Origin of the sequence: Mycolicibacterium bacteremicum (assembly GCF_002086115.1) — a bacterium.
Lineage (GTDB): Bacteria > Actinomycetota > Actinomycetes > Mycobacteriales > Mycobacteriaceae > Mycobacterium > Mycobacterium bacteremicum.
On sequence record NZ_MVHJ01000008.1, the window covers coordinates 114,828 to 133,496 of the forward strand.

The following is an 18,669-nucleotide window of genomic DNA, read 5'->3' on the forward strand; positions in this document are numbered from 1 at the left end:
GCACTAAGGTCAGAAGAATGAGTGCTGACATCACCGATACGGCCGCATGGCATTCGCTGCACCGCCACCACGAGGCGATCGCGTCGAAGAATCTTCGGGAGCTCTTCGACGAGGATCCGGCCCGCGGCACCGAGCTCACCCTGACCGTCGGCGATCTCTACATCGACTACAGCAAGCACCGGGTGACACGCGAAACCCTGGGCCTGCTGGTCGATCTGGCCACGGCCGCCGGACTGGAGGAGCGGCGCGACGCCATGTACTCCGGCGAGCACATCAACACCTCCGAGAACCGGGCCGTGCTGCACACCGCGCTGCGCCTGCCCAGGGACGGGCAGCTGACCGTCGACGGACAGGACGTGGTCGCCGACGTGCACTCCGTCCTGGACGCGATGGGCGAGTTCACCGACCGGTTGCGCTCCGGCGAGTGGACCGGCGCGACGGGGGCCCGTATCACCACGGTGGTCAACATCGGGATCGGCGGCTCGGACCTCGGGCCGGTGATGGTCTACGACGCGTTGCGCCACTACGCCGACGCCGGCATCTCGGCGCGCTTCGTCTCCAACGTCGACCCGGCCGACCTGGTTGCCACGTTGGCCGGACTGGACCCGGCCACAACGCTTTTCATCGTCGCTTCGAAAACGTTCTCCACGCTGGAGACGCTGACCAATGCGACCGCCGCGCGGCGTTGGCTCACCGCCGCCCTCGGCGATGACGCGGTGTCCAAGCACTTTGTCGCGGTGTCGACGAACAAGAAGCTGGTCGACGAGTTCGGCATCGACACCGCGAACATGTTCGGATTCTGGGACTGGGTCGGGGGGCGCTACTCGGTGGACAGCGCCATCGGGTTGAGCGTCATGGCGGTGATCGGTCGGGAGCGCTTCGCGGAGTTCCTGGCTGGGTTCCATCTGGTCGACGAGCACTTCCGCACCGCCCCGCTGGCCGAGAACGCGCCGGCCCTGCTCGGGTTGATCGGGCTCTGGTACAACAACTTCTTCGGCGCACAGTCCCGCGCGGTGCTGCCCTACTCCAATGACCTGTCCCGGTTCGCCGCGTATCTGCAGCAGCTGACGATGGAGTCCAACGGCAAGTCGGTGCGCGCCGACGGCACACCGGTGAGCACCGACACCGGCGAAATCTATTGGGGCGAGCCGGGAACCAACGGTCAGCACGCGTTCTACCAGCTGCTGCATCAGGGCACCCGACTGATCCCGGCTGATTTTATCGGGTTCTCCCAGCCCACCGACGACCTGCCCACCGCCGACGGCACCGGCAGCATGCACGACCTGTTGATGAGCAACTTCTTCGCCCAGACCCAGGTGCTGGCCTTCGGCAAGACCGCCGAGGAGATCGCCGAAGAGGGCACCGACGCCGGCGTCGTCCCGCACAAGGTGATGCCCGGCAACCGCCCGACCACCTCGATCCTGGCGACCAAGCTGACCCCGTCGGTGGTCGGACAGTTGATCGCGCTCTACGAGCACCAGGTGTTCACCGAGGGCGTCGTATGGGGCATCGATTCGTTCGACCAGTGGGGTGTGGAGCTGGGCAAGACCCAGGCCAAGGCGCTGCTGCCGGTGCTCACCGATGCTGCGTCCCCGGCGGCGCAGAGCGATACCTCCACCGATGCCCTGGTGCGGCACTACCGAGCGCAGCGAGGTCGACCGGCCTGAGCCGAGCGGAGCGAGGTCGACCGGCCTGAGCCGATCTCGCCGAGAGTGACGCTATGGCTGCTGGGACGCACCTCGGCGCAGCCATAGCGTCACTCTCGCCGCCGCCCTCCGGACACACGCCGAAACACGCGTACCCGTTGCCTGCCGAGGAAGCAACGGGTCCGCGTGTTCGCGAGGGGTTGTGAGTTTACGGGGCGGGAATCGTGGCGCAGCCCAGGCCGGGGATGCAGCCACTGGCGCCACCCGGTCCGGCGGTGCCGCTGGGTCCGCCGGGAGCCAGCGAGCCGCTCGCGCCACCGGGTCCTGCGGTTCCGGCCGGGCCACCGGGGATCGTGCCGGTCGCGCCATCGGGTCCGGCCGCACCACCCGGGCCGCCGGGGATCACGCCGCTGGCGCCACCCGGGCCGGCTTCACCCGCGGGTCCGCCGGGAGCGACGGCACCGCTGGCACCGCCCGGTCCGGCCTCACCGCCGGGTCCACCCGGAATCACACCGCTGGCGCCACCGGGTCCGGCTGTGCCGCCCGGTCCGCCGGGGATGGCACCGGTCGCGCCGCCGGGACCGGCGGTGCCGATGCTGGCGCACGGGGTGCCGTCGGGGTTCCAGCACGGCGGCGGGGCCGGCTCGGCCCCGGCGAGGGGCGAGAAGGCGATGGCCGCTCCGGCGGCGCCTGCGAACAAGAGGGGCGTCATCTTCGTCAGTTTCACCATCATGAAATGAGAGTTACCACTGACTAAGCCGGGCTAAACATCACCCGGATCGCAATGCTTTCGAGATCAGGCGAAGCGCTTGGTGTACTTCGGCGGCAGCAGCCGCATGATCTGGGTCAGCGGCGCCCACGGCCAACTCGGCACCACCGCACGCCCCTTCTCCTTCTCGATGGCCGCCACCATGGCGGCCACGCCGGTCTCGTTGTCGACCATCAGCAGGGTGTTGGCGGCCTGGGCCGTCATCTCCGATTCGATGTAGCCCGGTTCGATCACGGTGACCCGGATGGGGCCCTTGTCGTATTCGGCGCGCAGCGATTCGCCGAGGGAGGTCATGCCCGCCTTCGACGCGGCGTAGGCCGCCTTGGTCCCGGGCACACCGGTGTTGCCCAGTACCGAGGAGATCAGCACCAGGTGCCCGCTGCCGGTCTTCTGGAACAGCTGCAGCGCGTACTCGATCTGCACCAGGCCGGAGACCAGATTGGTGGTCAGCGTCGCCGAGTTGTGCCACGGCTTTCCCGCGCCGATCCGATAGCCCTTGCCGATGCCGGCGTTGACGATCACCCGGTCGATGCCGCCGAGCTCGTCGGACAGCTCATTGAAGACGCGCGGGATGGCCTCGTGGTCATCGACATCGAGCGCGGCGATCGCGACCTTGGCGTACGGGTGCTTGTCCAGGATCTCGGCGCGCAGCTCTTCGAGGCGCTCGACGCGGCGGGCGCACAGCGCCAGGTCCCGTCCCTTGGCGGCGAAGGCGCGGGCCATGCCGGCTCCCAGGCCCGAGCTGGCACCGGTGATGAGGATCTTCTGGCGGGTCATGGCGAGCAGGATAACCGAGTTAGACAGCTGTCAAGAAACGGTCACAGCTCGGCGGCCGAATCGGCATCCTGACCACCCCGGCGCGTGAACGCGTTCCACACCGCGTATCCCGTGGTGAAGCCCAGGGCGATCGACATCATCGACACCAGCATCACGGTGATCGCCGCACCGCCCTGCCCCGACGCCAGCTCGGCAACTCCGATCATGCCGATCGAGCTGGGCACCAACAGCCAGAATCCGGGCGCCAGCATCACCTGCGCCACCGGTGTCATCGACAATCTGCTCAGCGTCAGCGCACAGAGGATGAGGATCAGCCCGCCACCGAAGCCGCTGACGTACCCGCCGAACCACGCGTTCGTCACCAGCTGCGCGGCGTACGCGGTGAACAGGACCAATGTCAGCCACGGCGCGAACCCGCGCGGCGGCCCCAGGTGCAGGATGATGCCGACGGCGTACACCGCCACGCCCAGCCAGGGCGCCCAGCTGCCGAGCGTGTTCGCCGGGGCATCGGCGAGTTCGGACCAGGTGAGGCCGAGCAGCTGGACGGCCAGCAGGATCCCCAGGGCCAGCTGGGCAAGGCGCATCAGCCCGGCCATCAGCCGCGCCGAGCCCGACACCACCTCACTGGTGGAGGACTCGATGACGGCCAGCGTGATGGCCACCCCGGGCAGGAACAGGGTCAGCGGCGCGATCAGCACGCGCAGGCTGTCGTGACCCAGGTGCAGGAGCCGGCCGAGGCTGAAGGCGACATAGGTGACCAGGAAGGCGCTCAGTACCGGCAGCAACTGGCGCAGCGCGGCGTTGCGGCGCGTCAGCAACTCCAGCAGTCCGACGACCAGGCCGAAACCCGTCGCGGCTACCAGTGACACCACTGTCGGTTGCAGGATCAATCCGTAAGCCGCACTTTGTAATCCGTATCCGATGACGCCGACCCAGCCGGAGAACCGGCGGGGCAGCGCGTGGATACGGTCCAGCTCGGCCAGCCCGGCGGCCGGGTCCAGCCTGCGACTCTGGGCCTGCTCGATCAGCTCGCCCAGCGGGAAGGTCTGGTCATAACGCAACGCCGCGCCGCGCGCCACCGTGGTGTGCTGCCGGTCGCCCGCCTGGATGAAATTGGGTAGGACCAGTACCGGGCAGTCGGCACCCTGTCGCTGCGCCACCCGCTCCAGGGTGTGCCGGACCATCGTCACCGGGTAGTCGGCGCTGAGCATCGCCGACCCGAGCCGGGCGATGAATTCGACGGTGACCGATTCATCGGACATGGGCTGCCCCCGGCGTCCGCACCGGCCGCACCAGGGTCGCCACCACCACCACGATCGCGACCACCGGGACGACGGTCAGTGTCCACCCGAGGGTGTGGATGGCCTCGATCATGCTCGCGTGCACGCCGTCGACGACCGCGCGCGCCCGCTGCGGGTCGAGCACGTTGTGTCCCTGGGCCACCCGCAACGCGTCGCGCGCCTGGTCGGTATCGATACCGGCGGAGTGCACGAAGACACTGGTGCCGATGAGCGCGAACACCGCCGGACCCATCGAGTAGGCCGCCTGTCCGACAGCACTTTTCACCGCCGCCACCGCACCGCTGAGCTCCACCGGCGCGGTCTGCAACATGATGGTCGCCTCGACGGTCTCGACGACGGCGGCACCGACGGCGTTACACGCGACCGCCGCGAACAGCAGCCACAGCGAGCTGTTCTCGGCCAACCGGGTGATCACCAGCAGGCCGGCGACCAACAGCACCAGACCACCGATCAGTACCGCCCGTTGCCCGAGCCGGACCGCGGCGCGACCGGCCGCCGCGGCCGCGGCCGCCGACAGCAGCGCCGCCGGCGCCATCAGCAGACCCAGCAGGGTCGGCGCTTCGCCGCGGACGGCGACCAGGTAGAAGGCCAGCAGCACCGTCACGCCGCCGGACAGGAAGTTGAACGCCATGCCGGCGGCGACGGCGGCGTCGAAGGGACCGGACCGGAAGAGGCGCAGATCCAGTGCCGGGCTCGGGGTGCGCCGTTCGACGATGACGAAGGCGACCGCCGCGACCAACCCGACGGCCAGCACCCCGACGACACCGGCGTCGAGTCCGCTCTGCAGCCGGGACAACCCGAAGACGATCGCCAGCAGGGCGACGGCCACCAGCAGCAGGCCGGTCACATCCAGTCGGCGCTCCCCGCGGGGCGTCTCGGGCACGTATCTGCGCACCATCACCAGGGCGATCAGCGCCAGCACCGGCGCGACGAGAAACGCGCTCCGCCAACCGATGTGCTCCACGAGCAGGGACCCGATGGCCGGCATCGGCACGGCCACCGCGAAACCGGCACCCAGGTGCAGCGAGATGGCGGCGGACCGGCGCTCGGGTGGGAACACCACGTTGACGATGGCCAGCGCCAGTCCCAGCTGCAAGGCGAAAGCCAGCCCGATACCGGCCCGCGCCACCAGCAGCACCGCGGCGTTCGGCGCCAGCGTGGCCGCCACCCCGAAGACCATGGTGCCCAGCAGGCCCAGCGAGTACATCCGCCGCATGCCGTACTTGTCGCCCAGCGCCCCCGCCCCCAGTACCCCGGCGGCCAGCGCCAGGGTGGCCATGCTGGCGACCAGGCTCGCGGTGCCCGCCGACAGCGCCAGCCCGTCGCGCACCGCCGAGATGTTGGCCGACAGGATCACCGGATCGGCGGAGGTGATGCTCGATCCCAGACCCGTCGCCAGGATCGTCATGGTCGCGGCGGTACCGGACACCGAGTTCGGACTGGCCACCGGGCTCCTCGCAGCTACTTCAGCAGGCGCGACATTCTCCGGTCGGCGAGCTTCCTGCCACCGGTCTGACAGGTGGGACAGTACTGGAAAGACTTGTCCGCAAAGGACACTTCGGCGACCGTGTCACCACAGATGGGGCAGGGCAGCCCGGTGCGCGCGTGCACCCGCAGCCCGGAGCGCTTCTCCCCCTTGAGCGTCGCGGCCTGTTGCCCCACCGAGCGCGTCACGGCATCGGTGAGCACCGAGGACATCGCGTCGTGCAGATCGGCGAGCTGGGCCGCGGAGAGTTTGTTGGCGGTCGCGAACGGCGACAGCTTGGCCACGTGCAGGATCTCGTCGCTGTAGGCGTTGCCGATCCCGGCGATGATCTTCTGGTCGGTGATGACGGTCTTGATCCGGCCGCCGTGGGCAGCGAGCACCTCCCCCAGTTCCTCGGGACCCAGTGCCAGGGCGTCGGGACCGAGCGCGGCGATCTGCGGGACGTCCATCGGGTCCCGGACCACCCACACCGCCAACCGTTTCTGGGTGCCGGCCTCGGTGAGGTCGAAGCCGACGGTCTGGGCCGGCTCGTCCCCGGTCAGATGCACCCGCAGCGCGATCGGTCCCTTGCCCGGTTTCAGCGGTGCCGGCGCGAGCTTGTCCGACCAGCGCAGCCAGCCGGCCCGCGACAGGTGGGTGATCAGATACATGTCGGCCACCACCAGGCCCAGGTACTTGCCCCACCGCTGGGCGCCGCTCACCGGTTGCCCGTGCAGTGCGGTCACGGGCGGGTCGAACGTCTTGAGGACCGACAGCGCGGAGATGTCCACCCGCACGACCTGGCGGCCGACGGCGTGGCGGCGCAGATGGTCGGCGAGCGCCTCGATCTCGGGAAGCTCGGGCATGGGTCCAGTGTGCAGGACGGCACCGATATCGTCTCTGATGTGCGGACAGCGTTGCGGCGGTTGCTGGTCATCAACCCCGCGCCGGGGCGCTGGAAGTTCTCGTTGCGGGCCGGCGTCTGCATGGCGGCACCGGTGCTCGTCGGCTGGTTGCTCGGGGACACCGGCGCGGGCCTGATCGCCGTCATCGGCGGGTTCACCTCGCTCTACGGCAGCGGCAGACCGTATCGCAACCGGGCCGGTTACCTCGCGGGCATCGCCGTGTGCTTCGCGGCCGCGGTCACGCTCGGTGACTGGGCGGCGGCCATCCCCTGGCTGGGCCTGCTGACCGTCACGGTGATCGCCATGGTCGCGGTGCTGGTGTGTCATGCCCTGTCGGTCGGGCCGCCCGGCGCGTTCATGTTCGTGCTCGGCTGCGCCGCCGGCACCGCCACCGCATCGGCCCATCTGCCGCCGTGGCAGACCGGGCTGCTGGTGCTCGCCGGCGGCGCGTTCTCGTGGGTGGTGCACATGGTCGGTGCGCTGTGGGAACCGCTGCTGGGCGAGCGAAGCGACGGGGGAAAGCACGGCCCGGAGGTCCGTGTCGTCTCGGCGGCCCGTACGGCGGTCGAGCGTTATCTGCAGACCCGGGACAACACCGACCGGCATCTGGCCGCCAAGGCGTTGCATCAATCGTGGACCACCCTGGTCAACTTCCAGTCGCGGCGGCGCACCGACGCGACACTGGACCGGTTGCGGGCGCAGAACCTGCACCTGCACCGGGTGTTCGGTGCCGCCGTCGCGGCCGCCGACGTCCCGGCTCTCGACGCGCCCGGGGTCGAGGTCGCGAAGGACTTCCGGTTGCCGTTGGGCAGACCCGGTAATCTCACGCTGCTGCGCCGCGCAGTGGCGCCCGGCTCGGATTCACTGCGGCTGACCCTGCGGGTCGGGGTGGCGGTGGCGTTGTCCGGTGTGGCCGCCCTGATGTACACCGCCGACCATTCCTACTGGGCGATGGCCGCCGCGGTGCTGGTGCTGTACCAGGGCTTCGACTGGTCGCGCACGGTGCAGCGGGGCGCCGAACGCATGGTCGGCACGCTGCTCGGGCTGGGGCTGGCCGCGGCGATCCTGACCTGGCATCCGCAGGGCTGGTGGCTGGTGGCGGTGATCGCGCTGCTGCAGTTCGCCATCGAGATGTTCGTGGTGCGCAACTACACCCTCGCCGTCGTCTTCATCACGCCCCTGGCCCTGACCATCGCGGCCGGCGGCAAGCCGGTCGCCGATCTGCACCATTTCCTGCTCACCCGCGGCGTGGACACCGTGATCGGTTGTGTCGTCGCACTTTCGGTGTACTGGGTGGTGCTGCGCCGACATGGTCCCGCGCCGGTGAGTGCGGCCGTCCAACGCGCCCGCGCGGCCATCGAGCGGACCGCGGTGCACCTGCGAGCGGGCGCGGTCACCAGCGCCCCGGCCCGCGCCGCCCGCCGGGATCTGCAACTGAGCGCGATGGCACTGCTGGAGACCTACCAGGCGGCGATCGGCGGGTCGGCCGCCCAGCGCGCCGAGGCCGAACGGTTGTGGCCGACTGTGGCGGCCACCGAACAGGACGCGTACCGGACCCTGGCGGCGTGCTGGGTGTACGAGCATCCGGAGAACGGTTAGCGCTGCGACCTTTTCAGGTCTGACGCCAGGATCGACAGCAGCCAGCTGACGACCGACAGCACGATCGCGGCCCAGATCGCGGTCCACCAGAAGTCGTCGATCTGCAGCCCCCAGTGGGTGGTGTGCTCGGTGATCCACGAGGTGATCCAGAGCATCCAGGCGTTGATGACGATGTGGATGAGGCCGAGGGTCAGGATGTAGAGCGGTATCGAGATGAACTGCACGATGGGCTTGATCACCGCGTTGACGAGTCCGAAGACCACCGCGACGACGAAGATGATGCCGACCCGGTGCAGGCTGGTGTCGCCGCCGACGATGCTGATCCCGGGCACCAGCAGCGTCACCACCCACAACGCGACTCCGGTCAGTGCGGCGCGCAGCAGAAAACCCATGGCCGTCAGTCTGCCGCCCGCAGCAGGTAGATGTCCATGATCCAGCCGTGCCGTTCCCTTGCGGCGGCGCGGATTTCGGTGATCTGCTCGGCGACCTCGCCGACGGTCCCGGTGACCAGCAGTTCGTCGGGCGTACCCAGGTAGGCGCCCCACCAGATTCGGGTGTCGGGCGCGCAGTCGCGAAACGAGCAGTCCCCGTCGAGCATCACCACGGCCGCACCGGACAGGCCGTCGGCGCGCAGCCGGCGGCCGGTGGTGATGAGCACGGGTTCGCCGATGTCGTTGAGCGGGATCCGATGTCGGGCGGTCAGCGCCGCAATGGCGGTGATGCCGGGGATGACGTCGAACTCGAAGTCGACATGGTCGGCGACGCGGTCCAGGATGCGCAGCGTGCTGTCGTAGAGCGACGGGTCGCCCCAGGCCAGGAAGGATCCGGTGGCGCCGTCCGGTAGTTCGGATTCGATGGCCTGCGCCCACAGCCTTGCCCGGGCGGCATGCCAGTCGTTGACCGCCTGTTCATAGGGCACGTCCACGGCCCGCTTGGGGTCGGGCAGTTCGACGAACCGGTATCCGGGTTTCTCGATGAAGCGTTCACAGATGAGTCGGCGCAGCGCGACCAGGTCGTCCTTGGTGTCGCCCTTGTCCGTGGCGAAGAAGACCTGGGTGTCGTTGAGCGCCGAGATGGCCTGCACCGTCACGTAGTCCGGGTCGCCTGCACCGATACCGATCACATGGATAGTGCGCACCCGCAAAGGTTAGTCGATCCGATTTATCCGGTACCGCAGGTATTGACTACCGCCGGTATCGGGCTTACCGTCGGAGCTTCGGACAGCTCAAAGGAGAGTCGGACGATGACCGCTTCGGTGAAGGCCCAGACCACGCGCGCGGAGTTCGCCGAGCGCCTGCTCAAAGGATCGGTACGCAAGTCGTATGCGCCGATCGTCGATATCGATTGGGATGCACCCCTGGATCCCGACAAGTTCTTCTTGCCACCGAAGGTGGTATCGCTCTACGGCACCGAGCTGTGGGATTCGATGACCCGGGCCGAGCAGATCGAGCTGTCCCGCCAGGAGCTCGTCAACACCCTGTCGGCGGGCATCTGGTTCGAGAACATCCTCAACCAGGCACTGCTGCGCAAGATGATGCATCAGGACCCGACCGCGGCCACCACGCATTACGAACTCACCGAACTGGGTGACGAGACCCGCCACATGGTGATGTTCGGGAAGGCGATCGCCAAGGTGGGCGCCGAGCCGGTGCGGCCACGGTTGTACCAGCGGATCATCATCAACGCGCTGCCGTTCGGGTTCCGCGGCTCGGTGCTGTGGGTGGCCGCGCTGATCGGTGAGGAGATCTTCGACTCGCTGCAGCGCCAGATGATGGACGATGACGAGCTGCAACCGATGGTGCAGCGGCTGATGCGCATCCACGTCACCGAGGAGGCCCGCCACATCCAGTTCGCCCGCGACGGACTACGCAAGCGCACGCCGTCGATGTCGCGGGCCAAGCGGATGTGGATCGGCAACCTCAACGGGCTGGGCGGACCGTTCTTCCGGTTCCTGTTCACCAATCAGGTGCAGTACCGCCGGGTCGGCCTGGACGGGAAGGCCGCGCGCCGGATGGCACGCCGCTCGCCACACCGGCACGCGGTCCAGATCGCCGGGTTCGCGCCGCTGGCCTCGTTTCTGGAGGAGGTCGGCCTGATGGGTCCGATCGCGCGGCGGATGTGGCGGCGCAGCGGGTTCCTGCCCACTGGCGCAGTGCAGCCGACGGGCCGCGCCGAGATCGCCGAGGACGACGACCTCTACAACGGACCCGCCACCGTCGACGGCCGCGACGTGCAGGTACTGCTGGCCGGCCACCTCGACCCGATCGATGGTCAATACCATTGGCAGGGAACTGTTCTGGAGCCGCTGCCCGAGGGTGCCCGCAACCCCGTGTCGGTGACCATCGGCGAGCGGACCGCCGCGGCGAGGTTCACCGAGCGCAGCCAGCAGGGCGGCTACTCGATCGCCGGGGTCGGGACCCCGCCCTTCCCGCGGTAGGCCGTCACCAACAACGCCGCGGCAAAGACGCCGCCGAGCACCCCGGACACGAGCAGCGGCACGGTGCCGTCGCCGGGTTCGGCACCCCAGGCCAGACCCGCCCAGATGCCGGCGAACAGGATCGCAAAACCGCTGGCGCCCTGAAAGACCCCCTGCGCGCTGGCCTGCAGGTCCGACCCGACCAGCGAGGAGATCCACGCCTTGCCGACCCCGTCGGTGCAACCGGTGAACAGGCCGTAGGCACCGATCAGCACCCAGGCCAGTACCGGATCGGCGGTCAGCCCCAGCCCGCCGTAGCCGATCGCGAAGAAGGCCAGACCGATGCCGAACACCGGGAGCCGTCCGATCCGGTCGGCGAGCAGACCCGCGGGATAACTCGACAGGGCGTAGACCAGGTTGTAGCCCACGTAGGCCAGGATGACCTCGGTGACCGAGAAGCCGATCTCGGACAGGCGCAACAGCAGCAGCGCGTCGGGAAAGTTGATCAACCCGAAGGCCACCAGCGCCGCGGTAATTCGCCAGTATCGCCGCGGCAGATGCTTGACGCGGGCGAAGATCGGGGGCCGCTGCTTCGGTTGTACGCTTCGGCGTTCGCGGACCAGGAACACCAGTGCGACGCTGAGCACGGCCGGGACGACGGCGATCCAGAGCAGCGGGGCGATCTGCTGGTCGAGCAGTTCGTACCCGGCCAGGCCGATCAGTGGTCCGACCACCGCACCCAGGGTGTCCATGGTGCGGTGGAAACCGAACACCCGTCCTCGCGCACCGGCGTCGACACCGTCGACCAGCAGCGCATCGCGCGGCGCACCGCGCAAGCCCTTGCCCAGCCGGTCGGTGACGCGGCCGGCCAGCACACCGGGCCACGTGGCGAACGCGGCCACCATCACCTTGCCCAGGGCCGCCATGCCGTAACCGCCGGCAATCAGGGGGCGCCGCGCGTACCGGTCACCGAGCGGACCGGAGGCCAGCTTGGTCAGCGACGCCGCACCCTCGGCCGCGCCCTCGATGGCGCCGACGACCGCGGGCGGGGCGCCCAGCACGGTGGTCAGGTAGATCGGCAGCAGCGGATAGAGCAGTTCACTCGCCGCGTCCTGCAGGAACGAGACCGCCGACAGGATGCGGACGTTGCGGGTCAGCCAGGCACGTGGCACGCGGCTGATCATGCCCGACCATTCCGCATCGCAGAATTAGAACGTGTTCTAGTATCGGGTCCATGCGGTTCACCTATGCGGAAGCCATGACCGATCCGAAGTACTACATCCCGTTGGCGAAAGCCGCTGACGAGGCCGGATATCACGCGATGACCATCCCGGACAGCGTCGCCTACCCCGAGGTGTCGGACTCGAAGTATCCCTACACCGAGGACGGCAACCGGGAGTTTCTCGACGGCAAGTCATTCATCGAGTCGTTCGCACTGATCGGTGCGCTGTCGGCCGTCACGACGAAACTGCACTTCAACATCTTCGTGTTGAAGCTGCCGATCCGCCCGCCGGCACTGGTGGCCAAGCAGGCCGGGTCACTGGCCGCCATGTTCGACAACCGCCTCGGACTCGGCGTCGGCACCAGCCCGTGGCCGGAGGACTACGAGATCATGGGTGTGCCGTTCGCCCGGCGCGGCAAGCGGATGGACGAGTGCATCGACGTGATCCGCGGCCTGACCTCCGGTGAGTACTTCGAGTATCACGGCGAGTTCTACGACATACCGAGCACCAAGATGACCCCGGCGCCGACGAAGCCGGTGCCCATCCTGGTCGGCGGGCATGCCGATGCCGCCCTGCGCCGCGCCGCCCGCAACGACGGCTGGATGCACGGCGGCGGTGACCCGGCCGAACTCGACCCGCTGCTGGCCAAGCTCGCGAAGTTTCGCGAGGAGGAGGAGCGCATCGGCAAGGCCGAGGAGTTCGAGATCCACGTCATCTCCATTGACGGGTTCACCCTCGACGGCGTCAAGCGGTTGGAGGACAAGGGCGTCACCGATGTCATCGTCGGGTTCCGGATCCCCTACATCATGGGACAGGACACCGAGCCACTCGACGACAAGATCCGCAACCTGGAGTGGTTCGCGGAGAACGTGATCGCGAAAGCCTGACGGCTAAACCAGTGCGTCGATCGCCGGCACGCTGAGCACCTGATCGAGCACCATCTTCGCCGTCCCCATCGTCGCGGAGCGGTCGCCGTGCGTCGCCGGGCGCACCAGTAGCGCTCCGGTGGCCTCGGCGGTGGCGTTGCCGTACAACGTCTCTCGCAGCCCGGCGACGAAGATCTCGTGCACACCGGCCATATCGCCGGCGATCACGATCACCGCGGGGTTGAGCAGGTTCACCGCGGGTGCGATGCCCGCACCGACGGCGCGGCCGCTGTCGCGTACCAGCCGGCGGGCCTCGGGATCGCCGTCGGTGGCCAGTTCGGCGACATCGCGCAGATGCCGGACGGAGCGACCCTGCTGCTGCAGCGTCCGCACGATCGCCCAGCCGCCGGCGATCGCCTCCAGGCAGCCGGTGTCCCCGCACCGGCACGGAACACCCTGTGCGGCAACGACCTTGTTGTGCCCGAACTCACCGGCAGCCTGGTTGGCACCGCGCAGCAGCACACCGCCGGCGATGATGCCGGCGCCCAGACCACTGGAGGCCTTGACCACCAGCACGTCGTCATCGTCACCGCGTTCGGCCAGTGCGATGGCATTGGCATCGTTGTCCAGGACCACCGGTGCGTCGCCGATGCTCGGCAGGGCCGCCAGATAGGGCCGCAGCGCCACCCCGTCCCAACCCCGCAGGATCGCCGACCCGCAGCTGCACCCGCGCGCGGCGTCGACGGTGCCGGGCAGGCTCAATCCCACGCCGTAGACCGTGGCGCCGGGAAAATCCTGCAGCAGCACATCGAGGCCCTTGACCACATCGGGCATCAGATCGTCGGGGCCGAGCGCCACCTCGGAGTCGATATCGGCCAGCGCGAGCACGGCACCGGCCAGATCGCAGATCGCCAGTCGGGTGCGGCTGAGCCCGACGGCCACCGACAGCACGATCCCGGCATCCGACGCCACGCTCAGCTGGGTGGCCGGCCGGCCACCCGTGGACGCCGCGGGCTCACACTCCTTGACCAGCCCGGAATCGAGCAGCACTGCCAACCGGGCACCCACCGCCGTCCGCGACAGCCCGGTCAACGCGGCGATCTCGGTTCGGGTGATCTCACCCCGTCCCCTGATCAGGGCGAAAACCTCACCGACGCTGGCCACGCTTCGATTGCACCACATGTGCGTAAGCTGCGCCACTTTTGTCTGAAAAAATCAAAACTGAGTTGAGTACGGGACGTATGTTTCCTAGGCTGGTCCCGTGACCCCGAGCATCGACCGACCCACCCGCCCGCAGTCCGTCGTGGCCGCCGACCCCACGGTGCGCGTCCTCGCGGTGCTCGCGCTGGCGCTCGGCGGCTTCGGCATCGGAACCACCGAGTTCGTCGCGATGGGGCTGCTGCCCGATATCGCGGCGAGCTTCGGCATCTCCGAACCCACCGCGGGCCACGTCATCTCCGCCTACGCACTCGGCGTGGTGATCGGCGCGCCGACCATCGCCGCCCTGACGGCCCGGGTCCCCCGGCGCGCCCTGCTGCTCGGGTTGATGGCCGTGTTCACCCTCGGCAACCTGGCCAGCGTGCTCGCGCCCTCCTACCCCACGCTGGTGGCGGCCCGTTTCATCGCCGGACTGCCGCACGGCGCGTTCTTCGGCATCGCCGCGCTGGCCGCCGCGCACCTGATGGGCCCGCGCAACCGCGCCAAGGCGGTCGCCTACGTGCTGTCCGGCCTGACCGTCGCGACAGTGCTCGGTGTGCCGGTCGCTTCGTGGCTGGGTCAGGCGCTGGGCTGGCGCAGCGCCTTCGGCCTGGTCGTGGTCATCGGCCTGATCACGTTGACCGCGTTGTGGTTCTGGCTACCGGCTCAATTGCGCACCATGCACGTCACCAGCCCGCTGACCGAACTCGGCGCGCTGCGCAGGCCGCAGGTCTGGCTGGCGATCATGGTCGGCATGATCGGCTTCGGCGGAATGTTCGCCGTGTACACCTACATCAGCACCACGATGACCGATGTCGCCGGTCTGCCCCGGTCACTGGTTCCGTTGGCGCTCATGGTGTTCGGCCTCGGCATGGTGGTCGGCAACCTGGTCGGCGGACGGCTGGCCGACACCTCGGTGGTGCGGGCGCTGTACCTGTCGATGGGCGCCCTGGCGGTGGTGTTGCTGATCTTCGTCGCCGCCGCGCACAACCCGTGGACCGCACTGCTGGTGCTGTTCGGTATCGGCACCGCGGGCTCGGCCGTCGGGCCGGCGCTGCAGACCCGGCTGATGGACGTGGCCCACGACGCCCAGACACTGGCCGCGGCGCTCAACCACTCCGCGCTGAACATCGGTAACGCGGCCGGCGCCTGGGTCGGCGGTCTGGTGATCGCCGCCGGATACGGCTACACCGCCCCGGCGGCGGCCGGATCGGTGCTCGCCGTGTGCGGCCTGCTGGTGCTGACCGTCTCCGTCGCCCTGGGCCGGGCTACTCGTCGATGATGTGGATAGCGGCCTCTTCGGCCGACGCCGCTCCCCCGTCGATGCCCACATCACGGCCGAGCAGGTCCTTCTCGGTGTCCTCGCCGAAGCCCTCATCGGGCGCCACCAACCGGCCGGAGCGTCGGTCCCCGACCTCGTCATCGCCGGCCTGCTCGTCGGGTCGGTAGTCCTCGTCGAGCGCCGGATCGGGTTGCTCGTCGGCCAGCCGCTCGTCGAGCGTCTCGTGCTCACGCGGCTCCTGCCAGCGTTCCGGCGGCGAGTAGCCCTCGTCGAGTAGATCGTCGACGCCGCGGTCCAGCAGGGTGTCCTCGGCGGAGAGCTGGTCTTCTTCCTCCGGGCTGTAGCCCTGATCGTCTTCGGGCAGTTCTGCGCTCGTCATGGCATCAACGCTACCCACCACGTCGAAGTAGCCGTGCCCGGGCGTCGCCGGCGAGCACGACGGCGACAGCCCCAATAGGGTTGTGCCGGTGAAGCGCTGCGCCGACGTCACACATCGAGCAGAAACGAGCCGGGGTGACCGAGGGGCCGGGCCCCCGTCGAGAAACCTGATTTCGGCAGGCGTGAAATCTGGGAAAGTGGGTACATTCCCCGCGATGGCTTCAGGTATGCAGGCTGCAATATCCGCGCGCAGCGATCCGCCCCCCGCGTGGCTCGTTACGCTGCGCTCCGACGTGCTCGATGCCGTCACCGCATTCCTGGATGCCCAATGCGCCGCTGCGCTACACGGCAGCCACGTCGACATCGCCGAGGACGTGCTGCGCGGCCTGCTCGCCGAGGGCAAGTGTGTGCGCTCGACCTACCTGTATCTCGGCTGGCGATGCGGCGCCCAGGCAGATCCGGCGGCCGTCCGGGCCGCGGGCAGCCTGGAATTCCTGCACGCCTTCGCCCTGGTCCAGGACGATGTGATGGACGAATCACCGATGCGGCGCGGCCGGCCCAGCGCGCACCGGGCGTTCGAGACATGGCACCGGGAACGGGGATTGCCCGGTTCCTCGGCGCGGTTCGGTGAATCGGCGGCGGTGTTGCTCGGTGACCTGTGCCTGGTCTGGGCCGAGCAGATGCTGCGCGACAGCGGGCTCGACGGGGCGGCGCTGACGCGCGCCTGGCCGCGCTATGACGATATGCGCACCGAACTCGCCGTCGGTCAGTTCGCCGATCTGGTCAACGACACCGCCGGGTTCCCGACGTTGGACGGGGTGCTCGACGTGGCCCGCCGCAAGTCCGGCAACTACACCGTGCGCCGGCCACTGGAGATCGGCGCGGCGCTGGCCGGGTGCGCGCCCGAGGTGCTCGATGTCCTGAGCCGGTACGGCGAGAACATCGGTGAGGCCTTCCAGTTGCGCGATGACCTGCTCGGTGTCTTCGGTGCCCCGGAAACGACGGGCAAGCCCATCGGCACCGATCTGGTGGCGCGCAAGGCGACCACGGTCGTCGTCGCCGCCTACGAATTGGCCACCGGTATGCAGCAGCGTCAATTCAAGGAATTCATGACAGCGGAAAATCTTGGTGCCGACGACATCACTCGGTGGCAGACTTTGATCTTGGAGGTGGGGACCGTGCAGCGGATCGAAGAGTTGATCCAGCGCAGATATGCCGCCGCGGCGGACGCGCTGGACAGTCTGCCCGGTGGGCGGCTGGAAGACGAGGTACGGACGGCGCTGCTGGCCACCGCGTCGGCGTGCACCGAGCGGACCGCCTGATGCGCACCGTGCCCGGCAGCACCGATCACGTCGTGGTGGTGGGTGCCGGACTGTCCGGTCTGTCGGCGGCCCTGCACCTGGCCGGCCGGGGGCGGCGGGTCACCGTCGTCGAACGCGGATCCCATCCGGGCGGCCGTGTCGGCCGCGCCGACCTGTCCGGCTACCGGATCGACACCGGGCCCACGGTGTTGACGATGCCCGACATCATCGACGAAACCTTTGCCGCCGTCGGCGAATCCACTGCCGACCGGCTGGAGTTGCACCCGGTCGATCCGGCCTACCGCGCGTCCTTCGCCGATGGCACCAGCATCGACGTGCACAGCGACGCCACCGCGATGGCGGCCGAGATCGAACGGTTCGCCGGCCGCGCGCAGGCCGACGGGTATCTGCGCCTGCGGGACTGGCTGACCCGGCTCTACCAGGTGGAGTTCGAAGGGTTCATCTCCTCGAACTTCGACTCGCCACTGTCGCTGCTGACACCGCAGCTGGCCAAGCTGACCGCCATCGGCGGCTTCCGCGGCTGGGAGACCATGGTCCGGCGGTTCATCACCGACGAACGCCTGCTGCGGGTCTTCACCTTCCAGGCGCTCTACGTGGGCGTCCCGCCGAAGCGGGCGCTCGCCGCCTACGCTGTCATCGCCTATATGGACACCGTGTCCGGGGTGTACTTCCCCAAGGGTGGGATGCGCGCGCTACCGGACGCGCTGGCCGCCGCGGCCGCCGATGCCGGTGTCGAATTCCACTATGACGCAGCGGTTTCAGACCTGGAGCGCACGGGCGACCGGGTGACCGCGGTGCGCACCGCGGACGGTCGGCGCTTCGCCGCCGACGCCGTCATCCTGACCACTGAGTTGCCCGACACCTACCGGCTGCTCGGGCGCACCCCGCGGCGGTTGACCAAGCTGCGGCCGGCCCCCTCGGCGGTGGTGGCCCATATCGGCTGCCGGGCCGCCGACCCCGCCGCCGACGCCTCGCACCACACCATCCTGTTCGGCGACGAATGGGGCCAGACCTTCGACGAGATCATCGACCAGGGTGTCCCGATGGTGGACCCCTCGCTGTTGGTCACCCGCCCCACCGCCGGTGATCCCAGCCTGGCGCCGGACGGCCGCGATCTGCTCTACGTGCTGGCCCCGACCCCTAATCTGGCTGTCGGACAACGAGATTGGGACAGTCAACGGTCCGACTACACCGCGCACATGCTGGACACCGTCAGCGCCCGGCTGCCACACCTGGGCGCGGACCCGGAAATCCTGGACGTCGTGACTCCGCAGGACTGGGCCCGTCAGGGCATGATCGCGGGCACGCCGTTCGCGCTGGCACACACCTTCGGCCAGACCGGACCGTTCCGGCCCGGCAACACCGTTCGGGGTATCGACAACGCTGTGCTGGCCGGGTCGTCCACCGTGCCCGGCGTCGGCATCCCGACCGCCATCGTCTCGGGCCGGTTGGCCGCGGACCGGGTCACCGGCGTCGCGTCCACGGCCCGCCCCAGGATCGTCACCCGATGAGGAGGACCAGAT

Annotated in this window: 17 protein-coding genes; 7 read left to right on the top strand and 10 right to left on the bottom strand. The window is 69.0% G+C overall.

From position 1 onward, the window contains the following. The first annotated feature begins 17 nt into the window (after positions 1-17). Positions 18-1,667 (top strand): glucose-6-phosphate isomerase, encoded by a 1,650-nt coding sequence (gene pgi, locus BST17_RS11895; protein WP_083058099.1) that lies wholly within the window; start codon positions 18-20, stop codon positions 1,665-1,667. A 187-nt stretch (positions 1,668-1,854) separates the two neighbouring features. Here the strand turns inward: pgi and BST17_RS11900 are convergent, their stop codons facing one another. The 5 genes from BST17_RS11900 to BST17_RS11920 form a co-directional block, all read right to left on the bottom strand. Next, a complete protein-coding gene (locus BST17_RS11900) occupies positions 1,855-2,379 on the bottom strand; it encodes a hypothetical protein (protein WP_207573621.1) in 525 nt (174 codons plus the stop codon). Positions 2,380-2,442: 63 nt separating this feature from the next. Next, positions 2,443-3,192, bottom strand: coding sequence for an SDR family oxidoreductase (locus BST17_RS11905; protein WP_083058101.1), 750 nt, complete (start codon positions 3,190-3,192; stop codon positions 2,443-2,445). 41 nt (positions 3,193-3,233) lie between these two features. Continuing rightward, positions 3,234-4,454, bottom strand: a complete 1,221-nt coding sequence (locus BST17_RS11910; RefSeq protein ID WP_083058103.1) for a threonine/serine exporter family protein — start codon at positions 4,452-4,454, stop codon at positions 3,234-3,236. After that, a complete protein-coding gene (locus BST17_RS11915) occupies positions 4,444-5,940 on the bottom strand; it encodes an MFS transporter (protein WP_234807644.1) in 1,497 nt (498 codons plus the stop codon). The genes BST17_RS11910 and BST17_RS11915 overlap by 11 nt, the downstream gene beginning before the upstream one ends. Before the next feature lie 14 nt (positions 5,941-5,954). Beyond that, a complete protein-coding gene (locus BST17_RS11920; RefSeq protein ID WP_083058105.1) occupies positions 5,955-6,824 on the bottom strand; it encodes an Fpg/Nei family DNA glycosylase in 870 nt (289 codons plus the stop codon). Positions 6,825-6,863: 39 nt separating this feature from the next. Between BST17_RS11920 and BST17_RS11925 the strand changes: the two genes are divergently transcribed. After that, positions 6,864-8,462 carry an FUSC family protein gene (locus BST17_RS11925; RefSeq protein ID WP_109750115.1) on the top strand — a complete coding sequence of 533 codons (1,599 nt, stop codon included), beginning with the start codon at positions 6,864-6,866 and terminating at the stop codon, positions 8,460-8,462. On the opposite strand, the gene BST17_RS11930 is transcribed toward BST17_RS11925, so the two are convergent. Both BST17_RS11930 and cobF read right to left on the bottom strand, forming a co-directional pair. Further along, complete coding sequence (locus BST17_RS11930; RefSeq protein ID WP_083058107.1) at positions 8,459-8,854, bottom strand: phage holin family protein; 396 nt, start codon at positions 8,852-8,854, stop codon at positions 8,459-8,461. The two genes, BST17_RS11925 and BST17_RS11930, sit on opposite strands and share 4 nt — an antisense overlap. Positions 8,855-8,859: 5 nt before the next feature. Then, positions 8,860-9,600, bottom strand: a complete 741-nt coding sequence (gene cobF, locus BST17_RS11935) for a precorrin-6A synthase (deacetylating) (protein WP_083058108.1) — start codon at positions 9,598-9,600, stop codon at positions 8,860-8,862. 105 nt (positions 9,601-9,705) lie between these two features. Here cobF and BST17_RS11940 point away from each other — a divergent pair, with 105 nt between their 5' ends. Then, entirely contained in the window at positions 9,706-10,899 is a 1,194-nt protein-coding gene (locus BST17_RS11940) for a diiron oxygenase (RefSeq protein WP_083058110.1), read from the top strand. Here BST17_RS11940 and BST17_RS11945 read toward each other — a convergent pair. Continuing rightward, complete coding sequence (locus BST17_RS11945; protein ID WP_083058111.1) at positions 10,857-12,062, bottom strand: MFS transporter; 1,206 nt, start codon at positions 12,060-12,062, stop codon at positions 10,857-10,859. The two genes, BST17_RS11940 and BST17_RS11945, sit on opposite strands and share 43 nt — an antisense overlap. A 50-nt stretch (positions 12,063-12,112) precedes the next feature. Between BST17_RS11945 and BST17_RS11950 the strand changes: the two genes are divergently transcribed. Continuing rightward, positions 12,113-12,988: an LLM class flavin-dependent oxidoreductase gene (locus BST17_RS11950; protein ID WP_083058113.1), complete on the top strand. Its 876-nt coding sequence runs from the start codon at positions 12,113-12,115 to the stop codon at positions 12,986-12,988. Positions 12,989-12,991: 3 nt separating this feature from the next. On the opposite strand, the gene BST17_RS11955 is transcribed toward BST17_RS11950, so the two are convergent. Continuing rightward, the gene (locus BST17_RS11955) at positions 12,992-14,149 is read right to left on the bottom strand and encodes an ROK family transcriptional regulator (RefSeq protein ID WP_083058114.1); all 1,158 of its coding nucleotides are present in this window, start codon (positions 14,147-14,149) and stop codon (positions 12,992-12,994) included. A gap of 79 nt (positions 14,150-14,228) precedes the next feature. On the opposite strand from BST17_RS11955, the gene BST17_RS11960 reads away from it, so the two are divergent. Beyond that, complete coding sequence (locus BST17_RS11960; RefSeq protein ID WP_083058116.1) at positions 14,229-15,446, top strand: MFS transporter; 1,218 nt, start codon at positions 14,229-14,231, stop codon at positions 15,444-15,446. Here BST17_RS11960 and BST17_RS11965 read toward each other — a convergent pair. Next, positions 15,433-15,825, bottom strand: a complete 393-nt coding sequence (locus tag BST17_RS11965) for a DUF5709 domain-containing protein (protein WP_083058117.1) — start codon at positions 15,823-15,825, stop codon at positions 15,433-15,435. The two genes, BST17_RS11960 and BST17_RS11965, sit on opposite strands and share 14 nt — an antisense overlap. A 214-nt stretch (positions 15,826-16,039) precedes the next feature. On the opposite strand from BST17_RS11965, the gene BST17_RS11970 reads away from it, so the two are divergent. Together BST17_RS11970 and crtI are read left to right on the top strand one after the other, a co-directional pair. After that, positions 16,040-17,146 carry a polyprenyl synthetase family protein gene (locus BST17_RS11970; protein ID WP_407937744.1) on the top strand — a complete coding sequence of 369 codons (1,107 nt, stop codon included), beginning with the start codon at positions 16,040-16,042 and terminating at the stop codon, positions 17,144-17,146. Further along, positions 17,146-18,657 (top strand): phytoene desaturase family protein, encoded by a 1,512-nt coding sequence (gene crtI / locus BST17_RS11975; protein WP_083058294.1) that lies wholly within the window; start codon positions 17,146-17,148, stop codon positions 18,655-18,657. The genes BST17_RS11970 and crtI overlap by 1 nt, the downstream gene beginning before the upstream one ends. Positions 18,658-18,669: the final 12 nt, after the last annotated feature.

Bases quoted from the DNA above. Each gene is read 5' to 3' on its own strand.
- BST17_RS11955 (WP_083058114.1), bottom strand. From the start codon at position 14,149: ATGTGGTGCAATCGAAGCGTGGCCAGCGTCGGTGAGGTTTTCGCCCTG.
- BST17_RS11930 (WP_083058107.1), bottom strand. From the start codon at position 8,854: ATGGGTTTTCTGCTGCGCGCCGCACTGACCGGAGTCGCGTTGTGGGTG.
- pgi (WP_083058099.1), top strand. From the start codon at position 18: ATGAGTGCTGACATCACCGATACGGCCGCATGGCATTCGCTGCACCGC.
- BST17_RS11970 (WP_407937744.1), top strand. From the start codon at position 16,040: ATGGCTTCAGGTATGCAGGCTGCAATATCCGCGCGCAGCGATCCGCCC.
- BST17_RS11920 (WP_083058105.1), bottom strand. From the start codon at position 6,824: ATGCCCGAGCTTCCCGAGATCGAGGCGCTCGCCGACCATCTGCGCCGC.
- BST17_RS11905 (WP_083058101.1), bottom strand. From the start codon at position 3,192: ATGACCCGCCAGAAGATCCTCATCACCGGTGCCAGCTCGGGCCTGGGA.
- BST17_RS11900 (WP_207573621.1), bottom strand. From the start codon at position 2,379: ATGATGGTGAAACTGACGAAGATGACGCCCCTCTTGTTCGCAGGCGCC.
- BST17_RS11940 (WP_083058110.1), top strand. From the start codon at position 9,706: ATGACCGCTTCGGTGAAGGCCCAGACCACGCGCGCGGAGTTCGCCGAG.
- BST17_RS11965 (WP_083058117.1), bottom strand. From the start codon at position 15,825: ATGACGAGCGCAGAACTGCCCGAAGACGATCAGGGCTACAGCCCGGAG.
- BST17_RS11910 (WP_083058103.1), bottom strand. From the start codon at position 4,454: ATGTCCGATGAATCGGTCACCGTCGAATTCATCGCCCGGCTCGGGTCG.
- BST17_RS11945 (WP_083058111.1), bottom strand. From the start codon at position 12,062: ATGATCAGCCGCGTGCCACGTGCCTGGCTGACCCGCAACGTCCGCATC.
- BST17_RS11950 (WP_083058113.1), top strand. From the start codon at position 12,113: ATGCGGTTCACCTATGCGGAAGCCATGACCGATCCGAAGTACTACATC.
- crtI (WP_083058294.1), top strand. From the start codon at position 17,146: ATGCGCACCGTGCCCGGCAGCACCGATCACGTCGTGGTGGTGGGTGCC.